Here is a 19,090-nt window from a genome sequence, read left to right as displayed (position 1 = left end):
ATGGGCGCGGGCCGGGCCGGCTGGCGGATCCACGGCATGAGCGTCGAGGGCTACCGGCACCGCAGGGACGGCAAGCCCTGCCAGGACGCGTGCGCGCACACCGTGTCGGGGCAGGTCGCGGTGCTCGCCGTCGCGGACGGCGCGGGCAGCCGGCCACGCTCGGAGGAGGGCTCCCGGCTCGCGGTGGACCTGGCCGTCGAACATTTCGTACGAAGGTCATCGGCCGCTGCCGACACCCCGCCCGGCGAGGCCGTGCACGACCTGCTCACGGACGCCTTCCACGACGTCACCAAGGTGTTCCTGGACACCACGGGAGCCTCGGCCACCGACTTCGCGACCACCCTCACCGTCGTGGTCCTGACCCCCGGCTGGCTCGGTCATCTCACCGTCGGCGACGGCTTCGTGGTGCTGCGGGCCGGGACCGAGGACGGGGAACGGCAGTTCCACGCGCTGCCGCAGCCGGCCGCGGTCAGCGAGTACAGCAACGAGACGGTCTTCCTGACCTCGCCGGACGCGGGCCGCCGGATCCACACCGACTGCGTGTGCGACCCGCGCGTCGACGGCGTGCTGCTGTCCACCGACGGCCTCGCGCAGGCCGCCCTGTCCCGCTCGGCCGGGGGCGCGCCCACGCCCAACGCCTCCTTCGTGGACGCCGTCTTCCGCTCCCTGGACACCACGCCGGGCCCGGTCTCCGACAGCGCGCACGAGAACCTGGCCGCGCTGCTCAGGTCGGACCGGCTGACCGCGCTGAACGCCGACGACAAGACGCTGCTGCGGGCCGTGCGGGAGGTACGGGGATGAGCGGCCGGGTGGTCTACCTGGACGGCAAGCAGGCCCAGCTCGCCGAACTCCCGCTCAAGGGCGGCGGTCAGGCGGCCGTCTTCCCGGTCGAGGGCGACCACGGCACGGTCGTCAAGCTCTACCGGGAGGCGCCGGGACCCGACCAGGAACGGCGGTTGGCCCGGATGCTGACCATGTCCCCGCTCGCCGCCCGCCCCACCGACCGGTCCCAGCCACCCGAACTGGCCTGGCCGACCGCGATCGCCCGGGGCGCCGAGGGCGAGTTCCTCGGCTACGCCATGCACCGCTTCGGCGAGCCCGAACACGTCCAGCTGGTCGGCCTGTTCACCCGCGCCCAGCGGCTGCGGCTGTTCCCGGAGCGGGCGGACTGGCGGTTCCTGCTCGGCGTCTCCTGGAACCTCGCCTTCATGACCGCCCGCATGCACCACGACCACCTCGTCATCGGCGACTTCTCCAGCAGCAACGTGGTCGTCGACGCCAACGGCTTCGTCACCTTCCTCGACTGCGACTCCATCGCCTTCACCGACGCGGTCACCGGCGAGCCCTTCCCGTGCCTGATGCACACCACCGACTACTCGTCCCCCGAGCGGCAGTCCGGCGCTCCCGCCACCCGCGCCAGCGACGACTTCGCCCTCGCGGTCCTCGTCTACCAACTGCTGACGGCCGGAAACCACCCCTTCGGAGGCGTCCCGCACGAGAGCACCTCCGAGTCCACGGTCAAGGACAACATCGCCGCGAGCTGCTCCTACGTGGTGCGCCCCGAGTCGGTCGTCATCCCGCGCGGCACGGTCGACCCGTCCGTCCTGCCACCGGAGTTGCTCACCCTGGCCCGCGCCGCCTTCGGCCCCGGCGTGCACGCCCCCGCGGCCCGCCCTCCGGCGGAGGCCTGGCTACGGGCGCTCGACCGGGAACGGGCCCGCCTGCGCAGCTGCCCGAACCGCCCTTTGCACACCTACGGTTCCCACCTGCCGACCTGCCCGTGGTGCACGCGCGCGGCCGTGACCGGACACGACGTGTTCAACGGCCCGCCACCGGTCCCGCTGCCGCCACCGGTTCCGGCGCCGGTCGCGCAACCTGCTCCGGGCGGCGGCCGGTTGAGGTCGGCGGCGAAGGTGGTGGCGCTGCTGCTCGTGGTGCTGGTGCTGATTGCGATACTGGCCCGTCTCTGACGGGTACGTCAGACTCCGCGACCCCGCTCCTCCAGATACCGCGTGTGCGACTCCTGCCGCCGGGCCTCCGTCTCGCGCAGGGACGAGGCCAGCCGGTCCGCCTCCTCCTGGAGGAGCGTCAACTGCCGTTCCAGATGGCGTTCCGGCGGTTCCTGGCCCGGCGCCATCCGACTCCACCACCGGGTGCGTACGAAGGTGTCGACAGCCTCGGGGATGTCCTGGCGCACCGCCCGGGAGAGGGTGTGCAGGCCTTCGGGATCCTGGCCCAGCAGCTCCGGGGCCCAGCCCGGGTCGAGCAGCGCGGCCAGCAGCTCGGTCAGTTCGGTGAGCCGGCCCGCGGCGGCCGGCGGCAGTTCGACGCCGGCGAGATAGCCGCCGAGTCGCTCGAAGTCCGCACGCACCTCGTCGAGTTGGGCGGACGGGTCCGGGAAGGCGGGCGGCGCCGGGCGTTCCGGTGGGGCGATGAGCGCGCCCGCGCCGTACAGGCCGACGACCACGACGGGCCAGTACGGTCCCGCCGCGCCGACGAAGGTCAGCGCCAGGCCGGCCAGTCCGCAGGCGCTGCCCGTGATGTTCTTGCGGGACTCCAGGAACCCCACGAACCTACTGGTAGCCACGGATCTCCTCGAAGGCGCCGTCCAGCGAGCCCTTTTGGGCGTCGAAGAGGCGGCCGCCGGTCAGGTCGGCGATGTGCTCCAGCTCCGCCCGGTCGGAGTCGCCGAAGAGGATCGGGAAGACGGGTGTCCGCCGCTGCTGCGCGCCGAGCCCGCGGTAGAAGGCGTCGAAATCACCGGACTTGGCGCCGGTCGTGTTCTCGCCGTCCGTCATCATCACGATCGACGTGAACGTGTCGTCGTCGGCGCCGAGATGGTCGTACGCCTTCTCCAGCGAGGAGAAGATCGCGGTGTCGCCCTGGGCGCTGAGCGCCTTGGTGTCCGTGCGGACGCCGTCGAGGCCGGACTGCGGGTCGGCCGGGTCGATGACGTGGGTGCGGACGCTCTTCACGTCCGAGCCGAACGGCATCAGCGTCACCTCCTCGCGGTCCCGGAAGTCCGCGGTGAGGTCGGTGAGCGCCTTCTTCAGCCGGTCGAGGCGGTCGCCCTTCATCGAGCCCGAGGTGTCGAGGACGTAGACCGTGCGGGAGGGGCGGCGCAGCTTGTTCTCGTAGGCGTCGAGCAGTCCGTCGGCGACGGATCGGCTGCCGGGGAAGGGCAGTTCACGGCGACGGCTGGTGTCGAGGCCCGCCGCGGGGTGCACCGAGGGGACGACCGGGCGGCGGTGGGTGCGCTCGGTGATCTGCCGCTGGATCGCCGGGGTGCGCAGGGCCTCGGTCAGGCGGCGGACCTCCTCGCGGGTCGCGGCGCTCGTGGCGGCGAGGGAGGAGAGCGGGTAGTCGGCGGTGACCACGCCGTCGGTGGGGCGGATCACGGTCAGACCGGGGACGCCCTTGAGGACGGACTCGTAGTTGAGCATCGCGTCGACGTCCCCGCGCCGCTCGTAGGCGGTCGCCAGCCAGCCCGACGAACCCGAGGTCAGCTGCTGCCCCTTGAAGAACTCCTTCAGCTTCGGCGTGGCCTCGGTGACGTCCGCGTCGGTGAGCGCGGACTGGGCGCCGGAGAGGGCGGAGGCGACCGAGACGAGTGTGGCGAAACCGGAGTTGGAGCGCGCCGGGTCGGTCATGCCGTAGCTGAGCCGGCCGTCCTGCACGGCCCGCTCGACCTGCGACCAGGTGACGTGATCGGGCTGCCAGCCCAACTCCTTCACCACGGCCGTCTTCACCCCGATCGCGACCGGGCTGGACATGATCGACGTCTCCGACACGACCCTCTTCGCCGCCTCGGGCCGCAGCCGCAGATAGTCGTCCGACGACAGCCACACCGCGTCGTACAGCCCGTCGGTGCCGCCCTTGGCGAGCAGGTCCACGGCGTCCAGGGTGCCCATGTAGGTGGGGCGGACGGTGAGCCCGGTGTCCTTGCGGACCTGGTCCAACACCGGCGTCATGTCGGCGAGTTCGCTGGAGGCGAGGATGCGCAGGGTGCCGGGCTGCGGGGAGCGGTCGTCGGCGGGGTCGGCCGCCTCGGGCGCAGCCGTGCAGGCGCTCAGCAGGGTGGCCGACACGGCGAGAAGGGCGAGACCCCGTCTCATGAGAGCCCCCCTTCGAGCGCGCTCCGGGACCGGCTGCGCGCCAAGTAGCCGCTCGCGGACTGGAGTTCGGTGGTCAGGGACTCGACGGTCGAGGCCATCACCTCGGTCGCCTGGACCTTGTACGTGTCGATCGCGTCCAGCGTGCGGTAGATCTGCTGGAAGGCGGAGCGCAGCGTCTCGGCGCCCACGGCCGGGTCGGCGGCGATCCGCTGGATCTCCCCGCTCTGCGTGGCGAGCATCTCGGCGTTGCCCCGGATCAGGTCCTCGGTGGTCCCGCGCAAGGCGTTGACCTGCTCGACGACCTTCTTCTGGTTGTCCAGCGCGGAGGCCAGCATCACGGAGATCCGCAGCGCCGACACGGTGGTCGTGGCCGCCCGGTCGACGCCCTTGATCAGCTCCTCGTTGTTGCGGCGTACGACGTCCATGGCGAGGTAGCCCTGGGCGCAGACGGCGAGTTGGGTGAGGAGGTCCTGGTGCTTCTGCCGGACGGGGAAGAGCACGTCGGCGCGGAGACCGTCGGCGGCCTCCGGCTCGGCGACGCCGGCGATGTGCTGCTCGACGGCCGCGTCGAGGGCCTCGGTGAGCACGACGTACTCCTGCAGCTTGCCCATGGTTTCCCACAGGCGGACCCGCTCGGTCTGCAACGCGGCGTTGTCGCGCCGCAGTTCGTCCTGGCCGCCGCGCAGGGAGCCGACGATCTTGTTCAAGGTCCCTTGCGCGGAGGCGTACTTGGCGACGTGGTCGCGCAGCTTGTTGCCGCCGGGCAGCCGGGACAGGAACTTCCGCCCCTTGCCGGCGGGCACGTCACGCGGATCCAGGTCCTCGACCACGCGCCGGAGTTCGACGAGCGAACCGGCGACCTGGGACTGCGCGTCCCCACCCTTGTCCGGCAGGGAGCGGACGGTCCGCTCCAGCATCCGGTTGGACTGCGCGGTCGCGGTGCGCATCTCGCCGGCGCCCAGGGCGGTGATCTCGCCGACCTTGCCGGCGAACTCGGGCGAGCGGGCGTCGAGTGCGGCGAGTCCGTCGACGTACGCGGTGGCCTTCTGCGCCATGTCGGTGCGGACGCTGTCGGCGACGGGCACGAGCCCGCCGGCCTTCTCCCGCGGCACGGCGGCGACGGGTTCGGGCGGGGTGAGGGTGAAGGTGTCGTCGCTGCTGTGGCTACTGTTCTGACTGGTGTTGTGAGCGTTCATGTCTCTTCCCCCGTTATCCCTTCGCCCGGCGGGCCATCTCGTGCAGCACCGCGGAGGTGGGCACGGGCGCCTGCCGGACGCCGGTCAGTTCCTGCTTGAGATAGGTGCCGGCCGAGGCGAACTCGGTGGCGGATCCCTGCGGCCGAAAACCGTGCCGGACGGCGAGCTTGCGCAATTCCGGGTCGGTGGACAGGAGTTGGGCGAGGGCCTGGCCGTTGTCGGTGAGCGGTACGACGGTGTGGTCGCTGTTGACGGTGGTGTCCGGGTAGAGCACGACGAGGTCGCCGGGCTGCTGTCCGTCCGCCAACAGGGCGGCGACCTGGGACTCGTAGACCAGCACGAGCGGATTTCCGGCCCCGCTGACGAAGTCCCGGAAGACGGCGTCCGAACTGGACTGCTGGGCGCCCTGCACGGTGACGAGCTCTTTGAGCAGGGGCTCGGTCCGGTCGAGGTCGCCCGCACTTGCTACGACCCGCCCGCCGTTGGCCACGTAGGAGGCGGCGGCGAGGTAGAGGGCGCCGGAGTTGGAGGAGGCGGGATCGGTACTGGAGATGAAGAGAGTCCCGCTCAACTCCCCGTACTTGGCGGCCCCCTTGAGCTGCTGCCAACTGCGGTCATGCTTGGCGGCGTCGAGGTAGGCGGCCATCTTCAGGGTGCCGCGGTGCTCGGTGTCGAGCGTGGCGAGGCCGTTGGCGGCGAGCACCTGAGCTGCGCTGCGGTGGGCCACGACGACGAGGGGCGAGTAGAAGGGGCGGGGGAGGGTGCCGCGCACTTTATAGCGGGCGGCGAGTTCGACGGCGGGTGCCTGGCTGGAGGGAAAGGCGAAGTCGTACCCCTCCAGGTCCAGCCCCTCCATGGCCCAGGACCCGGAGGTCTCGGCCTTCACGGTGTAGCCCTTGGCGGCGAGGGCCTTCACCACGTCGGGATCGGCGAAGAAGTCCGCCTTCTCCGACCCGATCACGCCACGCACGGTCTTCGTTGCCGTGCCCTTGTCCTCCGTGTGCCGCCCCGCGACGACGGCTGCCACCACGCCGCCGATCAGCAGAACAGCGAGGACGATTCCTGCGATTCGTCTCACGCCGGGGAGCGTGCTCCCGGAACCCCATGTTCCAGGGCTTACCGGGTGAACGGGGGGTGAAGTGGCGGTCCCGGTACACAACGGAGCGGCGGCCGAGGCCGGTTCGGCGCCGCCGGGGTGCGCCGCGGTGGTTGATCGCCGTTGCGGCGGAGAAAAATTTGGCGGGGACAAGAGGGGGCGGCGGGAAGCGGGGCGGGGAGGAGAGAGTGCGGCGGAGAGTAGTGGATGGGAGGGACGCGCGCGGGAGGGGCGCGAGGGGTTGGTTCGGCACCGCCGGGGTGCGCCGTGGTGGTTGATCGCCGTTGCGGCGGAGAAGGGTCAGCGGGCGTGAGAGGGGGCGCCGGAAGAGATTCGGCGGGGACAAGAGGGGGCGGCGCAATGCGGCATCCGGTGCTGCAACGTCCTCAGGGGCGCGGGGAACTGCGCGACCGGCCACGACGCACCCGCAGCCGCAACGCGACCTCGATCCCTACGGCGATACCGCGCCAACGCTCAGTGCGACGCCAGTTCCGGCGAGGCCAGCGCCAGCGCATGCGCATCCATCCGCTGGGCCGAAAGAATCGCCGCCGCCGTGTCCGCCCGGGACGCCGCCACCACCAGCGCCCGCCCCGCAAGGGCATGCGCCCGCCGGTGCAGGACCGTGAGGTCGTCGTCGGGCGCGGTCACGGACAGACGGACCGGCGTCACCCCGCCCCGCAACCGACCCACCTGCGCGGCAAGCCTCTCCGCGGCCTGGTCGAGGTCACTGGAGGGCTCCAGCCCACGCAACTCGTCCGTCACCGCCAGCAACGCGCCCAGATGCCCCGCCAGTTGGATGTCCAGCTCGTCCTCACGCGACCGGTGAGGGAAATCGGCCGCACCGGCCACCGTGCTGTGGACCGACTTCGTACGGATCGGCTCGTACATGGGATGGCCTCCAGTGACTGTCAGGAAGCCATCCTACCTTAGATCTCGTCTAAAGTTTAAAGTTGACCGTACCCGTCGAGGAAGTTCCCGATCCGCCCCATCGCGTCCCGCAGATCCCCGGCCGTCGGCAGCGTCACCACCCGGAAGTGATCCGGCTCGGGCCAGTTGAACCCCGTGCCCTGGACGACCATGATCTTCTCCTGGCGCAGCAGATCCAGGACCATCCGCCGGTCGTCCTTGATCTTGAACACCTTGGGATCGAGACGCGGGAACAGATACAGCGCGCCCTTCGGCTTCACGCAGCTCACCCCTGGAATTTGCGTGAGCAGCTCGTACGCCACATCCCGCTGCTCCCGCAGCCGCCCACCCGGCAGCACCAGGTCGTTGATCGTCTGCCGCCCACTGAGCGCGGCAACCACCCCGTGCTGCCCCGGCATGTTCGCGCACAGCCGCATGTTCGCGAGGATCGTCAGACCCTCGATGTAGGAGTCGGCGTGCGCGCGCGGCCCGGAGATCGCCATCCAGCCCACCCGGTAGCCGGCCACCCGGTACGCCTTCGACATGCCGTTGAAGGTCAGCGTCAGCAGGTCCGGGGCGACGGCCGCAGTCGGCGTGTGCGTGGCGTCGTCGTACAGGATCTTGTCGTAGATCTCGTCGGAGCAGACCAGCAGATTGTGGCGCCGGGCGATGTCGGTGAGCCCCTTGATCATCGCCTCGTCGTACACCGCCCCCGTCGGGTTGTTGGGGTTGATGATGACGATCGCCTTGGTGCGGTCGGTGACCTTCCGCTCCACGTCCGCGAGGTCCGGCATCCAGTCGGACTGCTCGTCGCAGCGGTAGTGCACGGCGGTGCCGCCCGACAACGACACCGCGGCCGTCCACAGCGGGTAGTCAGGGGCGGGGACCAGCACCTCGTCGCCGTCGTCGAGCAGACCCTGCATCGCCATCACGATCAGCTCGGACACGCCGTTGCCGATGAAGACGTGCTCGACGTCCGTCTCGATGCCGAGGGTCTGGTTGTGCATGACGACCGCCCTGCGAGCTGCCAGCAGGCCCTTCGCGTCGCCGTACCCGTGCGCCGAGGAGACATTGCGGAGGATGTCCTCCAGGATCTCCGGCGGGCACTCGAAGCCGAAGGCGGCGGGGTTGCCGGTGTTCAGCTTGAGAATGCGGTGCCCGGCCGCTTCCAGCCGCATCGCCTCCTCAAGAACCGGACCCCGGATCTCGTAACAGACGTTGGCGAGCTTGGTCGACTGGATCACCTGCATGTCTGGGAGCTTACGGCCCGGTAAAGGCACGCGGGTCGTGCTTTCCACCACATGAGACGTGGCACGTGTCGCGCGTAGATCAGCTGTACACAACTCGCGCATGCCTTCTTGTCGGGACACGCCCCAGTCGTGAAGATGTCCATGACAAAAACGTGAAAGCGACCGGAAGATCTCCGGGCGCTCGCGTTTCCAGAGGGGACCCCCACATGAACAAGCCTCTCCTTGCCACGCTCTTCACCCTGGCCATCGCCGGGGCGGGCATGGCACCCGCAGTCGCCGCGCCCGACACGGCGCCGGTCGCGAAGGCGGCCGTCGAGAAGGCCGCCGCGCCCACCATCCAGGCCGTCAACTTCGCAGGCACCGTCTCGCTCAGCAACTGCTCCGGGTCCGTCATCCGCTTCCCGAACTCCGTGTCCACCGACCCGGCCCTGGTGCTGACGAACGGCCACTGCCTGGAGACCGGCTTCCCGGAGGCCGGCGAGGTCATCGTCGACCAGGCCTCCACCCGTACCTTCGGACTGCTCAACGCCTCGGCGACCAGGGTCGGGACGCTGCGTGCCAGCAAGGTCGCCTACGCGACCATGACCGACACGGACGTCACGATCTACCAGCTCACCACCACGTACGCGTCGATCCAGAGCACCTACGGGATCAGCCCGCTCACCGTGCAGAGCACCCACCCGACCGCCGGTACCGCGATCACCGTCGTCTCCGGGTACTGGAAGCGGACCTACGCCTGCAACATCGACGGGTTCGTCTACCGCCTCAAGGAGGGCGACTGGACCTGGAAGGACTCGGTGCGTTACACCTCCGCCTGCCAGACCATCGGCGGCACGTCCGGTTCGCCGGTGCTCGACAACGCCACCGGGCAGGTCGTCGCCGTCAACAACACCGGCAACGAGGACGGCCAGCGCTGCACCGAGAACAACCCCTGCGAGGTCGACGCGAACGGCACCGTGACCGTCCGCCAGGGCATCAACTACGCGCAGGAGATCTACAACATCCCCGCCTGCTTCACCACGGGCAACAAGCTGAACCTGAGCGCCGGTTCCTGCACCCTGCCCAAGCCGTGAGTCCCGAGTCGTAGGCCCCAACCCGTAAGCGGTCAGGGGCGGGTGGTCCGCCGCACCGCCCGCCCTGCCAGTACGTCCGTGCGCCGCCCGTCCTCGATCACGAACCGCCCGTCGACCAGGACGTGCGGAATGCCCGTCGGGAGCCGGCGCGGGTCGGCGAAGGTCGAGCCCGCCGCCACCGTCGCCGGGTCGAAGAGGACGAGGTCCGCCCGGTAGCCCTCGCGGACCAGGCCCCGGTCCGGCAGCCGCAGCCGGGCCGCCGGGCGCGAGGTGAGGTGCGCGACGCACTCCTCCAGCGACAGCACACCCAACTCCCGTACGTACCGCCCGAGATACTGCGGGAAGGTCCCGTACGCCCGCGGGTGCGGCTTCGCGCCCCGGAGGATGCCGTCCGAGCCGCCGGTGTGCACCGGGTGGCGCATGATGGCCCGCACGTTCTCCTCGTGGCCCACGTGCTGGAGGATCGTGGGACCCAGGCGGTCCGCGAGGAGCAGATGGCGGGCCACCGTCCACGGGGTCTCGCCGCGGGCGTCCGCCGACTGCTGGACCGTGCGGCCCACATGATCCGCCAGGGCGTCCGTGCCCACGCCCGAGATCTCGATCGTGTCCCACTCGATGGGCACGCCGTGGCAGCCGTCCGAGCCGACGACCTCCACGTGGTGCCGGATCCGCTCGGCCGTCCCGTCGTCCGCGAGGCGCTCGAGGATCGCCTCCGGGCCGCCCTCGCTCGCCCAACTGGGCAGCATCGCCACGAGGGTGGTGCAGCCGGGGGTGTAGGGGTACGTGTCGAGGGTGATGTCCGCCCCGGACGCCAGCGCCTCGTCGAGGAGCGTCAGCAGCTCGGGTGCTCGGCCCTTGTTCACGCCGAAGTTCATGGTGGCGTGGGCGAGATGGAGCGGGCAGCCCGCCTCGCGGGTCAGCTCCACCATCTCCTCGTAGGCCTCCAGGGCACCGGCTCCGTACGAGCGGTGGTGCGGGCAGTAGTAGCCGTCGTAGGACGCCACCACCCGGCACAGCTCGGTGAGTTCGGCGTCCTTGGCGTACATCCCGGGGGTGTACGTCAGCCCGGACGACAGGCCGACCGCGCCCTGCTCCATGCCCTCCGCCACCAACTGCCGCATGCGGTCCAGCTCCTGGGGCGTGGCCTCGCGGTCCTCCCAGCCGACGGCGAGCATACGGACCGTGCCCTGCGGGATCAGATAGGCCGCGTTGACCGCGATCCCGCGGCCCTCGAAACCGTGGTCAAGGCGGTCCAGGTACTCGCCGACCGACCGCCAGTCGAAGTCGATGTCGTCGCCGTACCCGTTCCACCCGCTGATCGAGCGGCGGACCTCGGCGAGCGTGCGGTCGTCGACGGGGGCGTACGACAGCCCGTCCTGGCCCAGGACTTCGAGCGTGACCCCCTGCGCGGCCTTCGCGCTGTGGTCCGGGTCGCGCAGCAGGGCCAGGTCGCTGTGCGCGTGCATGTCGATGAAGCCGGGGGAGAGGACCAGACCCTCCGTGTCCAACTCCCTTACCGCCTTCGGGCGTTGGCAGCCCGCCGCCGCGGCCTCCTGGACGATCGAGACGATCCGGCCCTCGTCGATCACCACGTCGGCGCGGTACGAGGGTGCGCCGGAACCGTCGACGACGTCCGCGTCCCGGATGACGAGCTGCTCCACGAACCCTCCTAGAAGAACGTGCGGATGTAGTCGACGACCGTCCCGTCCGCCTCGGCCAGCGGGATCAGCGGCCACTTGTCGAAGGTCGTGCACGGGTGGGACAGACCCAGGCCCAGCCAGTCGCCGACCCGCAGATCCGCCTCGGGGGTGGTGGTCAGCCAGGTGTGCTGGTCGGACAGGGCGGGCACCGAGATGCCGGTGGCCGGGTGTTCGGTGCCGTCCCGGCGGACGACCTGGGGGAAGGGCAGGTCGAGGTCGTAGGCCGCGTCGCGCTTGCCCCCGTTGGCGAAGGCCTGCTCGGGGGAGGGGCGGGAGACGACCTGCGTCCACAGGCGGAACGCGGGCTCCAGCGCGCCCTCCTCGGGGACCCGGTTGAAGGGGGTCAGTTTGCGGTAGTGGCCGTCGTCGTGCGAGACGTAGGCGCCCGAGCGCAGCAACTTCAGTACGGGCACGGAGAGTTCGGGGATCTCGGCGAACACGTCGGCCACCGCGTCGAACCAGGCGCTGCCGCCGGCGCTGACGACGATCTCGTCCAGACCCGCGAAACGCCCCGCCTTGTCGAAGTCGGCGGCGAGGGCGACCAGCCGGCGCAGATAGCCGCGTACCCGCTCCGGGTCGGCCCCCGGGACCTCGCCCTCGTAGCCCGCGACGCCGGCCAGCCGCAGGGTGCCGGTGGCGGCCACCGCGTCGGCCACGGCCGCGCACTCCGCCTCGGTACGGACGCCGGTGCGGGCGCCCTCCCCTGCGGCGAGTTCGACGACGACGTCCAGCGGGCGCGTGGATCCTTCGAGCGCCGCGGCCATCAGCTCGACGCCGGGTACGGAGTCGACGTAGCAGATCAGGCGGAAGTCCGGGTCGGCCGCCAACTGACCGGCGATCCAGCGCAGGGCCGCCGGGTCGAGGAGCTCGTTGGCGAGGAAGAGCCGCTGGAAGCCGTAGGCGCGGGCCACGCGGAGCTGGTGCGGGAGGGCGAGGGTGATGCCCCAGGCACCGCGGTCGAGCTGGCGGCGGAAGAGCTGCGGGGCCATGGAGGTCTTGCCGTGCGGGGCGAAGGCGAGGCCGTGCCGTGTCGCGTACGTCTCCATCAGCGCGAGGTTGTGCTCCAGGCGCTCGGCGGACAGGGCGAGCAGGGGCGTGGTGAAGCCGCCGGTGAAGAGGTTGCGGCGCTCGGCGGTCAGCTCGCCGACGGTCAGCCCGTCCGCGTCCGGCGGAAGGCCCTTGAATCGGTGGTCGACGCGTTCCTCGGCGAGTCGGTCGAGCGCCTCGGTGCCCATGGGGCCTCCCTGATCTGGTCTGTTGCGATATCTGCAATGGCCATTGCGTATAGCGCTTACGGCTGTCTAACATCTCGGCCAACGCGGGGTCAACGGAGCCGCCGGAACCCTTTCACCCAGGAGCTACGACGATCGTGACCGTCACCGGACCCGGCAAGGCCCCCGACGTCGTGGACGTCGTAGCGCTCGGCGAGTCCATGGTGACCTTCCTGCCCACCCGGCCGGGCCGCCTCGCCGACGTGCCCTCCTTCGACCGGGCCATCGGCGGCGCGGAGTCGAACGTGGCCTGTGTCCTCGCGGCGGCGGGGCACTCGGTCCGGTGGGTCAGCCGGGTCGGGGCCGACGGGTTCGGCGACCACCTGGTCGAGACGATCGGCGCGTACGGCGTCGACGTCACCGCCGTGGGACGGGACCCCGAGCGGCCGACGGGCGTGTACTTCCGCACGGCCGGCGACCGGGCCACCGACGCCCACGAGGTCGCCTACTACCGGGCCGGTTCCGCCGCCTCCGCGATGACCGTGGACAACGTGGACCTGGCCGCCGTACGCGCCGGACGCGTGCTGCATCTGTCCGGGATCACCGCGGCCCTGGCCGAAGGCTGCGCGGACCTCATGCGCGAGCTGACCGTCCTGCGCCACGGCCGCCCGCTCGTCTCCTTCGACGTCAACCACCGGCCCGGGCTGTGGCGCACCGCCGACGGCCCGCAGACCACGCTGGAGCTGGCCCGCGCCGCCGACCTCGTCTTCGTCGGCGAGGACGAGGCACAGGACGTGTGGGGGCTGGTGGGCCCCGACGCCGTGCGCGCCGCGTTCCCCGACCCCTCGGTGCTCGTCGTCAAGCAGGGCGGGCAGGGGGCGACCGTCTACGACCGGACCGGCGCCACCTTCGTCCCCGCCCCGCACGTCGACGTCGTCGCCGCCGTCGGGGCCGGGGACGCCTTCGCCGCCGGCTTCCTCTCCGCCACCCTGCGCGCACTGCCCGTCCGCGACCGCATCCGGCACGGCCACCTCATGGCCGCCGCCGCCCTCACCGTCCCCGGCGACCTCGCCGTGCCCCCCTCCCGCGACCACGCCGACCGGCTGGTCGCCCTCGACGACACGGCGTGGGAGAGACTTCGACTCGGCCCCGGCTGGACAGCAGCCGCAGAGCGGGCCGACGAGGAGGTACGTACGCCATGAGCCAGACCGTCGACCGTGCGCTGAGCATCCTGCCGCTGCTCGCCGAGGGGCCCGCCGACCTCGGCCAGGTCGCCGAGCGGCTCGGCGTCCACAAGTCCACGGCCCTGCGGCTGCTGCGCACCCTGCACGAACACGGCCTGGTCTACCGCCAGTCCGACCAGCGCTACCGCCTCGGCGCCCGCCTCATCGCGCTCGCCCAGGAGGCCATGGAGAACCTCGACATCCGCGAGATCGCCCACCCCCACCTCGTACGCCTCAACGAGCAGTGCGGACACACCGTGCACCTCGCCGTGTACGAGGAGCACGAGGTGCTCTACATCGACAAGGTGGAGAGCCGCTACCCGGTGCGGATGTACTCGCGGATCGGCAAGCCCGTCGCGATCACCGTCGCGGCCGTCGCCAAGCTGCTCCTGGCCGATCTGCCCGAGGGCGAGCGGCGGGTGCTCGCCGACGAGCTCGAATACCCCATGTACACGGCCCGGTCCACGCCCAACGCCCCTGCTTTTCTGAAGGAGTTGGACAAGGTGCGCGACCAGGGCTGGGCCACCGACCTAGGCGGCCACGAGGAGTCCATCAACTGCGTCGCCGCACCCATCCGCGGCGCGGACGGCAAGGTCGCCGCCGCCATGTCGGTCTCCGCGCCCAACGTCGTGGTGACGGCCGACGAACTCCTCACCCTGCTACCGCTGGTGCGCCGCACGGCCGACGCGATCAGCGGGGAGTACTCCGGAAGAACGCCCGCAACAGCACCGGCATCACCGCCAGACAGGAACACCGTATGACCGACAAGATCGCCCTCACCCCCAAGACCCACACCGCTCCGCCCGCGAAGTTCTCGCACGGCGTGAGGAAGGGCAACATCCTCCAGGTCGCCGGCCAGGTCGGCTTCCTCCCCGCCGAGGAGGGCAAGCCGCCCACGCCGGCCGGCCCCACCCTGCGCGAGCAGACCCTCCAGACCCTCGCCAACGTCAAGGCGATCCTGGAGGAGGGCGGCGCGAGCTGGGACGACGCGATGATGATCCGCGTCTACCTCACCGACGTCGACCACTTCGCCGAGATGAACGCGCTCTACAACGCCTACTTCGAGGAGCAGGGCCTCACCGCGCCGCCGGCGGCCCGTACGACGGTCTACGTCGGCCTCCCCGCCGGGCTGCTCATCGAGATCGACGCGCTCGCCGTCCTGAGCTGACGGCTCCTCAACTCCCGCACGCCGTACACGGCATGGCACCTCCCCGGGTGCCGTGCCGCGATCCCCCATGCCCCGAAAGTCCCGTGTACTTAGCCAGAGGACCCCCACCCATGTCCCATCCGCTCGCAGCGACAGCCCCCACCCCGCCACCCCACACCGGCGGTCTGCTCCTTCTCATCGACGGCACCGCCGGTCTGCTGACCGTCGCCGCCATCGGCATCGCGCTCCTGCTCTTCCTGATCATCAAGGTCAGGCTCCAGCCGTTCGTCGCCCTCCTCGCGGTCTCGATAGCCGTCGGCCTGCTCGCCGGGCTCTCGGTCACCGAACTCTTCGGCACCGTCCAGAAGTCGGACGCCGTGTCGACCATCGAGGCCGGGATGGGCGGCATCCTCGGCCATGTCGCGATCATCATCGGCCTGGGCACGATGCTCGGCGCGATCCTCGAAGTCAGCGGCGGCGCCGAGGTGTTGGCGTCCCGGCTGCTCAACCTCTTCGGCGAGAAGCGCGCACCGCTCGCCATGGGTCTGACCGGCCTGATCTTCGGTATCCCGGTCTTCTTCGACGTCGGCATCTTCGTCCTGGCCCCGATCGTGTACGCGGCGGCCAAGCGGGGCGGCAAGTCGATCCTGCTCTACTGCCTGCCGCTGCTGGCGGGCCTGTCGATGACCCACGCCTTCCTGCCCCCGCACCCCGGCCCGGTGGCCGCCGCCGGTCTGCTCCACGTGGACCTCGGCTGGGTCATCCTGATGGGCATCGTCTGCGGGCTCCCCGCGGTGCTCGCCGCCTGGGTGTACTCCGCGTGGATCGGCAACCGGATCTTCGTCGCCGTACCGCAGGACATGGTGGAGGCGGCAGCCGAGGCCAAGCAGGCGGTCATCGACGAGCAGCGTGAGTCGGGCGTGGAGCCGCGCGAGACGCCGGTGCCGCTGGGCACGGTGCTCGGCATCATCGGCACCCCGCTGATCCTCATCCTGGCGGCGACCTTCTCCTCGATCGCCCTGGACCCCTCCACGGGCCGCTCGGTGATCGAGTTCTTCGGCCACCCCTTCGTGGCGCTGACGATCGCCCTGGTCCTCGCGTACTACCTGCTGGGCATCCGGCGCGGCTGGTCCCGCAAGTCCCTGGAGACCGTCTCGACGGCCTCCCTGAAGCCGGTCGGCAACATCCTGCTCGTCGTCGGCGCGGGCGGGATCTTCGGCGCGATCCTCAAGGCCAGCGGGGTCGCCCAGGCCCTCTCGGACACCTTCAACGACGTCGGCCTCCCGGTGCTCGTCCTCGCCTACCTGATCTCGCTCGTCCTGCGCGTGGCCCAGGGCTCGGCGACGGTGGCGATCGTGACGACGGCGGGCATCGTGGCCCCGCTGCTGGCCGAGGGCGACCACTCCCAGGCCTTCGTCGCCCTCGTCATCATGGCGATCTCGGCCGGCTCCATCTTCGCCTCGCACGTCAACGACGGCGGCTTCTGGATGGTCGCCAAGTACTTCGGCATCACCGAACGGGACACCCTCAAGACATGGACGGTCCTGGAGTCGGTCCTGTCGGTGGCGGGCTTCGCGGTGGCGGCGGTGGTGAGCTTGTTCGTGTAGGGGGCGGGTGGCGGTGACCGTCGCGGCCGGCCGGTGAGGGTTGCCGGTCGGCCGTCGGCGGTCGGCGGTCGCTGTCGCGGTGTCGGGCGCCGCGGTGGTGGGCTTGTTCGTGTAGGGGCCGCCGTGTCCGGTGTGTTCGGTGCGTTCGTGTAGGCGTCCGATAACAAAGTCGGGGCTGGCTGTGTCCACCACAGGATCGTCGACCATACTTCCCGCTGTGGAGCAGCGCATAGGTTCGAGCAGCCAGCCCCTGGAGGGCGCCGGGTTCGACCCGGCATTCATCCCCGGGCTCACGTCGCCCGTGTCCGATGAGCCGGCGAAGGCGAAGGAGCCGGACGAGGCCGAGGACGCGGCGGCGGAGCAGCCCGGGACCGACAACGAGGCGGACACCGAGGCGGAGGCCGAAGCCGACGCCGGGTCCGACGACGACGCCGACGGCGAGGACGCGGAGGAGTCCGTCGACGGGCCCGTCTTCGAGGCCTCCGACCGGCGCGCGCGGATCGTCGCCGACGAGAAGGGCGTCCGGCTCAGCCTGGACGACCAGCAGTGCGAGTTCCGCTGGGACGAGATCGGCGCCGTGGAGACGGAGACCCCGCGCTTCGGCAAGCGGTTCACCATCACCGTGCACACCCCCGAACGCCGCTGGTACCCGATCGAGATCGAGGCCGCGTCCAGGGCACGCTTCGGTGAGTGGGAGGAGCAGCTGGACGCCGTCCTCGACGCCTACTTCGAAGAAGGCGACGCCGAGGACGAGGTCGAGGTCGAGGGCCAGGCGGAGGACGAGGCCCAGACCGAGGTCGAGGCCGCGACCGAAGCCGAGGACAAGGACGAGGCCGCGACCGAAGCCGAGGCCGACGCCGTGTCCAAGACCGACGTCAAGTCACCGGCCAAGGACGTCGACTAGGAGCAGTACTGCGCTTCCTTGCCGATCGAGCGGTACATGCAGTCCGAGTTCTCCAGCAGTTGCAGCACCGCGTCCCGGTTCCGGGAGGTCTCGCGTTCGATGACCTCGTCGGGCGGATAGAACCCGCCCCCGGAACTGGACGCCGGGTACATCTCGAAGGTGTACGAGAAGATCTTCTGCGTACCCCAGAGATAGTCGTCGATCGACCCGTCCGTGATGTACAGGTCGCTCGACTGCTCGGGCGTGTACCCGTTGCTCGCCGCCATCTTCTGGCCGACCGTCTTGAAGGCGTTGTAGTCGTCCGCCGTCATCCCGGTCGTCGTGTCCGAGTACGTGTACCCGAACGGCCAGAGCACCAGCTGGCTGTAGGTGTGGAAGTCGATCCCCGCGGTGATCTGCTGCTTGCCGCCGACGACCCGGCCGCGGACGAAGTTCGCGACGACCTTCACCTCGGGCGCCGACTCGGCGGACGCACCCCGATAGGTCTCGGACGAGGTCGAGCCCGAGGACCCGCCGCAGCAGCCGAACCTGTAGTCCCAGTTCCGGTTCAGGTCCGTACCGACGTACGAGGAACCGGAGTTGGGCTGTCGGTTCTTGCGCCATGAGCGGTAGGAGCCGGTGGCGATGTCGTACTCGCCGCCGTCCGGGTTGAGGTCGGGGACGATCCAGATCTCGCGGTTGTTGACCATGTTGGTGATCCGCGAGTCGCTGCCGTAGCCGGCCCCCAACTCCCGCAGCAGATACAGCGCCATCTCCACCGTGAGGTGCTCGCGCGCGTGCTGGTGGAAGGTGAAGAGGACCTCGGGCTCGCTCTCGTCGGTCGCCACGTTGTCGCTGATCTTGATCGCGACGATGTTCCGGCCCTGGTACGACGTGCCGATCACCCGCTTGCTCATGATGTTCGGGTAGGCGGCGAGGCGTTGGTCGATCTCCGTGTTCGTCTCGGCGTAGTTGTGGTACTTCGAGTCGGCCGTGGGGAAGTCGAACAGCCGCGCCTCACCCGCGGAGCGGTCCGGTGCCGAGCCGAGCGGCGTGACCTCGTAGCCCTGCGCGCGCAGCTTCTTGATCTGCGCGGTCCGGCCGGAGACGACCACCGTCTCCTCGTCGGCCTCGTCCACGCTCACCCCGGCCGCGGCGATCGCGGTGCGGGTGACCGGGGTGTTGTGGTCGACGTGGATCTCGTACTGCCGGATGTCGTCGGCGGCGGGTGCCGCCTTCGCCGAGCCGGGACTGTCGGCGCTGTCGGCGTTCGCGGAGAGGGGTGCCGCGAGGGTCAGCGCGAGGAGGGCGGCGAGAGAGGCGGTGCGTCTGCCGCTCCGGGCGCCTGAGCCTCGTATCCGAAGTCGCATGAAGTCTCCTGGTTCTCCTGGGGTTCCGGGGTCTCCGGAAGTGGGGGAGTGGAGCGGGGGGTGGTCCAGGGACGTGCTGGTGCGGGTGCCGTTGGCTGTACGAGTGCTGTACGCGAGCTGTGCGCGCGGCGGGCCCATCGTGGTCGTATGTCATGAGCTGGTCAAGTGCGGCCCAAGAATCCTTGGCGTGAACCGTTCGGAAAACGGCCGCGCAGTGTACGCGCGAGGGTCCTCGCCGGCGCGGTCCCCGGCGAAGTGCACTCGCGGGTGTGAGCGGGAGCTGCGCAACTGCCGGGCCGGGAGGGACAGTTGG

General features: G+C 70.6%; 17 protein-coding genes. 8 read left to right on the top strand and 9 right to left on the bottom strand.

Annotated elements, in window-relative coordinates; all coding sequences use genetic code 11:
• Together ACIP6U_RS05930 and ACIP6U_RS05925 are read left to right on the top strand one after the other, a co-directional pair.
• The gene (locus ACIP6U_RS05930; RefSeq protein ID WP_401713559.1) at positions 1–801 is read left to right on the top strand and encodes a PP2C family serine/threonine-protein phosphatase; all 801 of its coding nucleotides are present in this window, start codon (positions 1–3) and stop codon (positions 799–801) included.
• Positions 798–1,970, top strand: coding sequence for a hypothetical protein (locus ACIP6U_RS05925; protein WP_401713557.1), 1,173 nt, complete (start codon positions 798–800; stop codon positions 1,968–1,970). Before ACIP6U_RS05930 ends, ACIP6U_RS05925 begins: the two co-directional genes overlap by 4 nt.
• A gap of 8 nt (positions 1,971–1,978) precedes the next feature.
• Here the strand turns inward: ACIP6U_RS05925 and ACIP6U_RS05920 are convergent, their stop codons facing one another.
• From ACIP6U_RS05920 to ACIP6U_RS05895, 6 genes are all read right to left on the bottom strand, one after another.
• Positions 1,979–2,587 carry a hypothetical protein gene (locus tag ACIP6U_RS05920; protein WP_401713555.1) on the bottom strand — a complete coding sequence of 203 codons (609 nt, stop codon included), beginning with the start codon at positions 2,585–2,587 and terminating at the stop codon, positions 1,979–1,981.
• The gene (locus tag ACIP6U_RS05915; RefSeq protein WP_401713553.1) at positions 2,574–4,115 is read right to left on the bottom strand and encodes a substrate-binding domain-containing protein; all 1,542 of its coding nucleotides are present in this window, start codon (positions 4,113–4,115) and stop codon (positions 2,574–2,576) included. Before ACIP6U_RS05915 ends, ACIP6U_RS05920 begins: the two co-directional genes overlap by 14 nt.
• Positions 4,112–5,311, bottom strand: a complete 1,200-nt coding sequence (locus ACIP6U_RS05910) for a toxic anion resistance protein (RefSeq protein WP_401713551.1) — start codon at positions 5,309–5,311, stop codon at positions 4,112–4,114. The genes ACIP6U_RS05915 and ACIP6U_RS05910 overlap by 4 nt, the downstream gene beginning before the upstream one ends.
• A 13-nt stretch (positions 5,312–5,324) precedes the next feature.
• On the bottom strand, positions 5,325–6,389 hold the full coding sequence (locus tag ACIP6U_RS05905; RefSeq protein WP_401713549.1) for a hypothetical protein: 1,065 nt from the start codon (positions 6,387–6,389) through the stop codon (positions 5,325–5,327).
• A gap of 492 nt (positions 6,390–6,881) precedes the next feature.
• The gene (locus ACIP6U_RS05900; RefSeq protein ID WP_401713548.1) at positions 6,882–7,295 is read right to left on the bottom strand and encodes a hypothetical protein; all 414 of its coding nucleotides are present in this window, start codon (positions 7,293–7,295) and stop codon (positions 6,882–6,884) included.
• A 56-nt stretch (positions 7,296–7,351) separates the two neighbouring features.
• Positions 7,352–8,563, bottom strand: coding sequence for a pyridoxal phosphate-dependent aminotransferase (locus tag ACIP6U_RS05895; protein WP_401713547.1), 1,212 nt, complete (start codon positions 8,561–8,563; stop codon positions 7,352–7,354).
• Between the two features lie 206 nt (positions 8,564–8,769).
• Here ACIP6U_RS05895 and ACIP6U_RS05890 point away from each other — a divergent pair, with 206 nt between their 5' ends.
• On the top strand, positions 8,770–9,636 hold the full coding sequence (locus ACIP6U_RS05890; RefSeq protein WP_401713545.1) for a serine protease: 867 nt from the start codon (positions 8,770–8,772) through the stop codon (positions 9,634–9,636).
• Between the two features lie 32 nt (positions 9,637–9,668).
• On the opposite strand, the gene ACIP6U_RS05885 is transcribed toward ACIP6U_RS05890, so the two are convergent.
• Positions 9,669–11,297 (bottom strand): amidohydrolase family protein, encoded by a 1,629-nt coding sequence (locus tag ACIP6U_RS05885; protein WP_401713543.1) that lies wholly within the window; start codon positions 11,295–11,297, stop codon positions 9,669–9,671.
• Positions 11,298–11,305: 8 nt separating this feature from the next.
• On the bottom strand, positions 11,306–12,571 hold the full coding sequence (locus ACIP6U_RS05880; protein ID WP_401713541.1) for an amino acid deaminase: 1,266 nt from the start codon (positions 12,569–12,571) through the stop codon (positions 11,306–11,308).
• 134 nt (positions 12,572–12,705) lie between these two features.
• On the opposite strand from ACIP6U_RS05880, the gene ACIP6U_RS05875 reads away from it, so the two are divergent.
• From ACIP6U_RS05875 to ACIP6U_RS05855, 5 genes are all read left to right on the top strand, one after another.
• Positions 12,706–13,749 carry a sugar kinase gene (locus ACIP6U_RS05875; protein WP_401713539.1) on the top strand — a complete coding sequence of 348 codons (1,044 nt, stop codon included), beginning with the start codon at positions 12,706–12,708 and terminating at the stop codon, positions 13,747–13,749.
• Complete coding sequence (locus ACIP6U_RS05870) at positions 13,746–14,531, top strand: IclR family transcriptional regulator (protein ID WP_401713538.1); 786 nt, start codon at positions 13,746–13,748, stop codon at positions 14,529–14,531. Before ACIP6U_RS05875 ends, ACIP6U_RS05870 begins: the two co-directional genes overlap by 4 nt.
• Entirely contained in the window at positions 14,528–14,938 is a 411-nt protein-coding gene (locus tag ACIP6U_RS05865; protein WP_401713536.1) for a RidA family protein, read from the top strand. The genes ACIP6U_RS05870 and ACIP6U_RS05865 overlap by 4 nt, the downstream gene beginning before the upstream one ends.
• 110 nt (positions 14,939–15,048) lie before the next feature.
• Positions 15,049–16,524: a GntP family permease gene (locus ACIP6U_RS05860; protein WP_401713534.1), complete on the top strand. Its 1,476-nt coding sequence runs from the start codon at positions 15,049–15,051 to the stop codon at positions 16,522–16,524.
• Positions 16,525–16,741: 217 nt separating this feature from the next.
• Positions 16,742–17,428 (top strand): hypothetical protein, encoded by a 687-nt coding sequence (locus tag ACIP6U_RS05855; RefSeq protein WP_401713532.1) that lies wholly within the window; start codon positions 16,742–16,744, stop codon positions 17,426–17,428.
• Here ACIP6U_RS05855 and ACIP6U_RS05850 read toward each other — a convergent pair.
• A complete protein-coding gene (locus tag ACIP6U_RS05850; RefSeq protein ID WP_401713530.1) occupies positions 17,425–18,777 on the bottom strand; it encodes a M14 family metallopeptidase in 1,353 nt (450 codons plus the stop codon). The genes ACIP6U_RS05855 and ACIP6U_RS05850 overlap by 4 nt on opposite strands.
• Between the last annotated feature and the right edge of the window lie 313 nt (positions 18,778–19,090).

This window comes from Streptomyces sp. NPDC088794 (assembly GCF_044750545.1).
Taxonomy (GTDB): domain Bacteria; phylum Actinomycetota; class Actinomycetes; order Streptomycetales; family Streptomycetaceae; genus Streptomyces.
The sequence above is the reverse complement of the archived record's forward strand: the minus strand, read 5'-3'. Positions and strand labels throughout refer to the sequence as shown.

Excerpts from the sequence above, each read along its gene's own strand:
- ACIP6U_RS05930 (WP_401713559.1), top strand. The coding sequence starts at position 1 with ATGGGCGCGGGCCGGGCCGGCTGGCGGATCCACGGCATGAGCGTCGAG.
- ACIP6U_RS05925 (WP_401713557.1), top strand. The coding sequence starts at position 798 with ATGAGCGGCCGGGTGGTCTACCTGGACGGCAAGCAGGCCCAGCTCGCC.
- ACIP6U_RS05915 (WP_401713553.1), bottom strand. The coding sequence starts at position 4,115 with ATGAGACGGGGTCTCGCCCTTCTCGCCGTGTCGGCCACCCTGCTGAGC.
- ACIP6U_RS05910 (WP_401713551.1), bottom strand. The coding sequence starts at position 5,311 with ATGAACGCTCACAACACCAGTCAGAACAGTAGCCACAGCAGCGACGAC.
- ACIP6U_RS05900 (WP_401713548.1), bottom strand. The coding sequence starts at position 7,295 with ATGTACGAGCCGATCCGTACGAAGTCGGTCCACAGCACGGTGGCCGGT.
- ACIP6U_RS05895 (WP_401713547.1), bottom strand. The coding sequence starts at position 8,563 with ATGCAGGTGATCCAGTCGACCAAGCTCGCCAACGTCTGTTACGAGATC.
- ACIP6U_RS05890 (WP_401713545.1), top strand. The coding sequence starts at position 8,770 with ATGAACAAGCCTCTCCTTGCCACGCTCTTCACCCTGGCCATCGCCGGG.
- ACIP6U_RS05880 (WP_401713541.1), bottom strand. The coding sequence starts at position 12,571 with ATGGGCACCGAGGCGCTCGACCGACTCGCCGAGGAACGCGTCGACCAC.
- ACIP6U_RS05870 (WP_401713538.1), top strand. The coding sequence starts at position 13,746 with ATGAGCCAGACCGTCGACCGTGCGCTGAGCATCCTGCCGCTGCTCGCC.
- ACIP6U_RS05865 (WP_401713536.1), top strand. The coding sequence starts at position 14,528 with ATGACCGACAAGATCGCCCTCACCCCCAAGACCCACACCGCTCCGCCC.
- ACIP6U_RS05860 (WP_401713534.1), top strand. The coding sequence starts at position 15,049 with ATGTCCCATCCGCTCGCAGCGACAGCCCCCACCCCGCCACCCCACACC.
- ACIP6U_RS05850 (WP_401713530.1), bottom strand. The coding sequence starts at position 18,777 with ATGCGACTTCGGATACGAGGCTCAGGCGCCCGGAGCGGCAGACGCACC.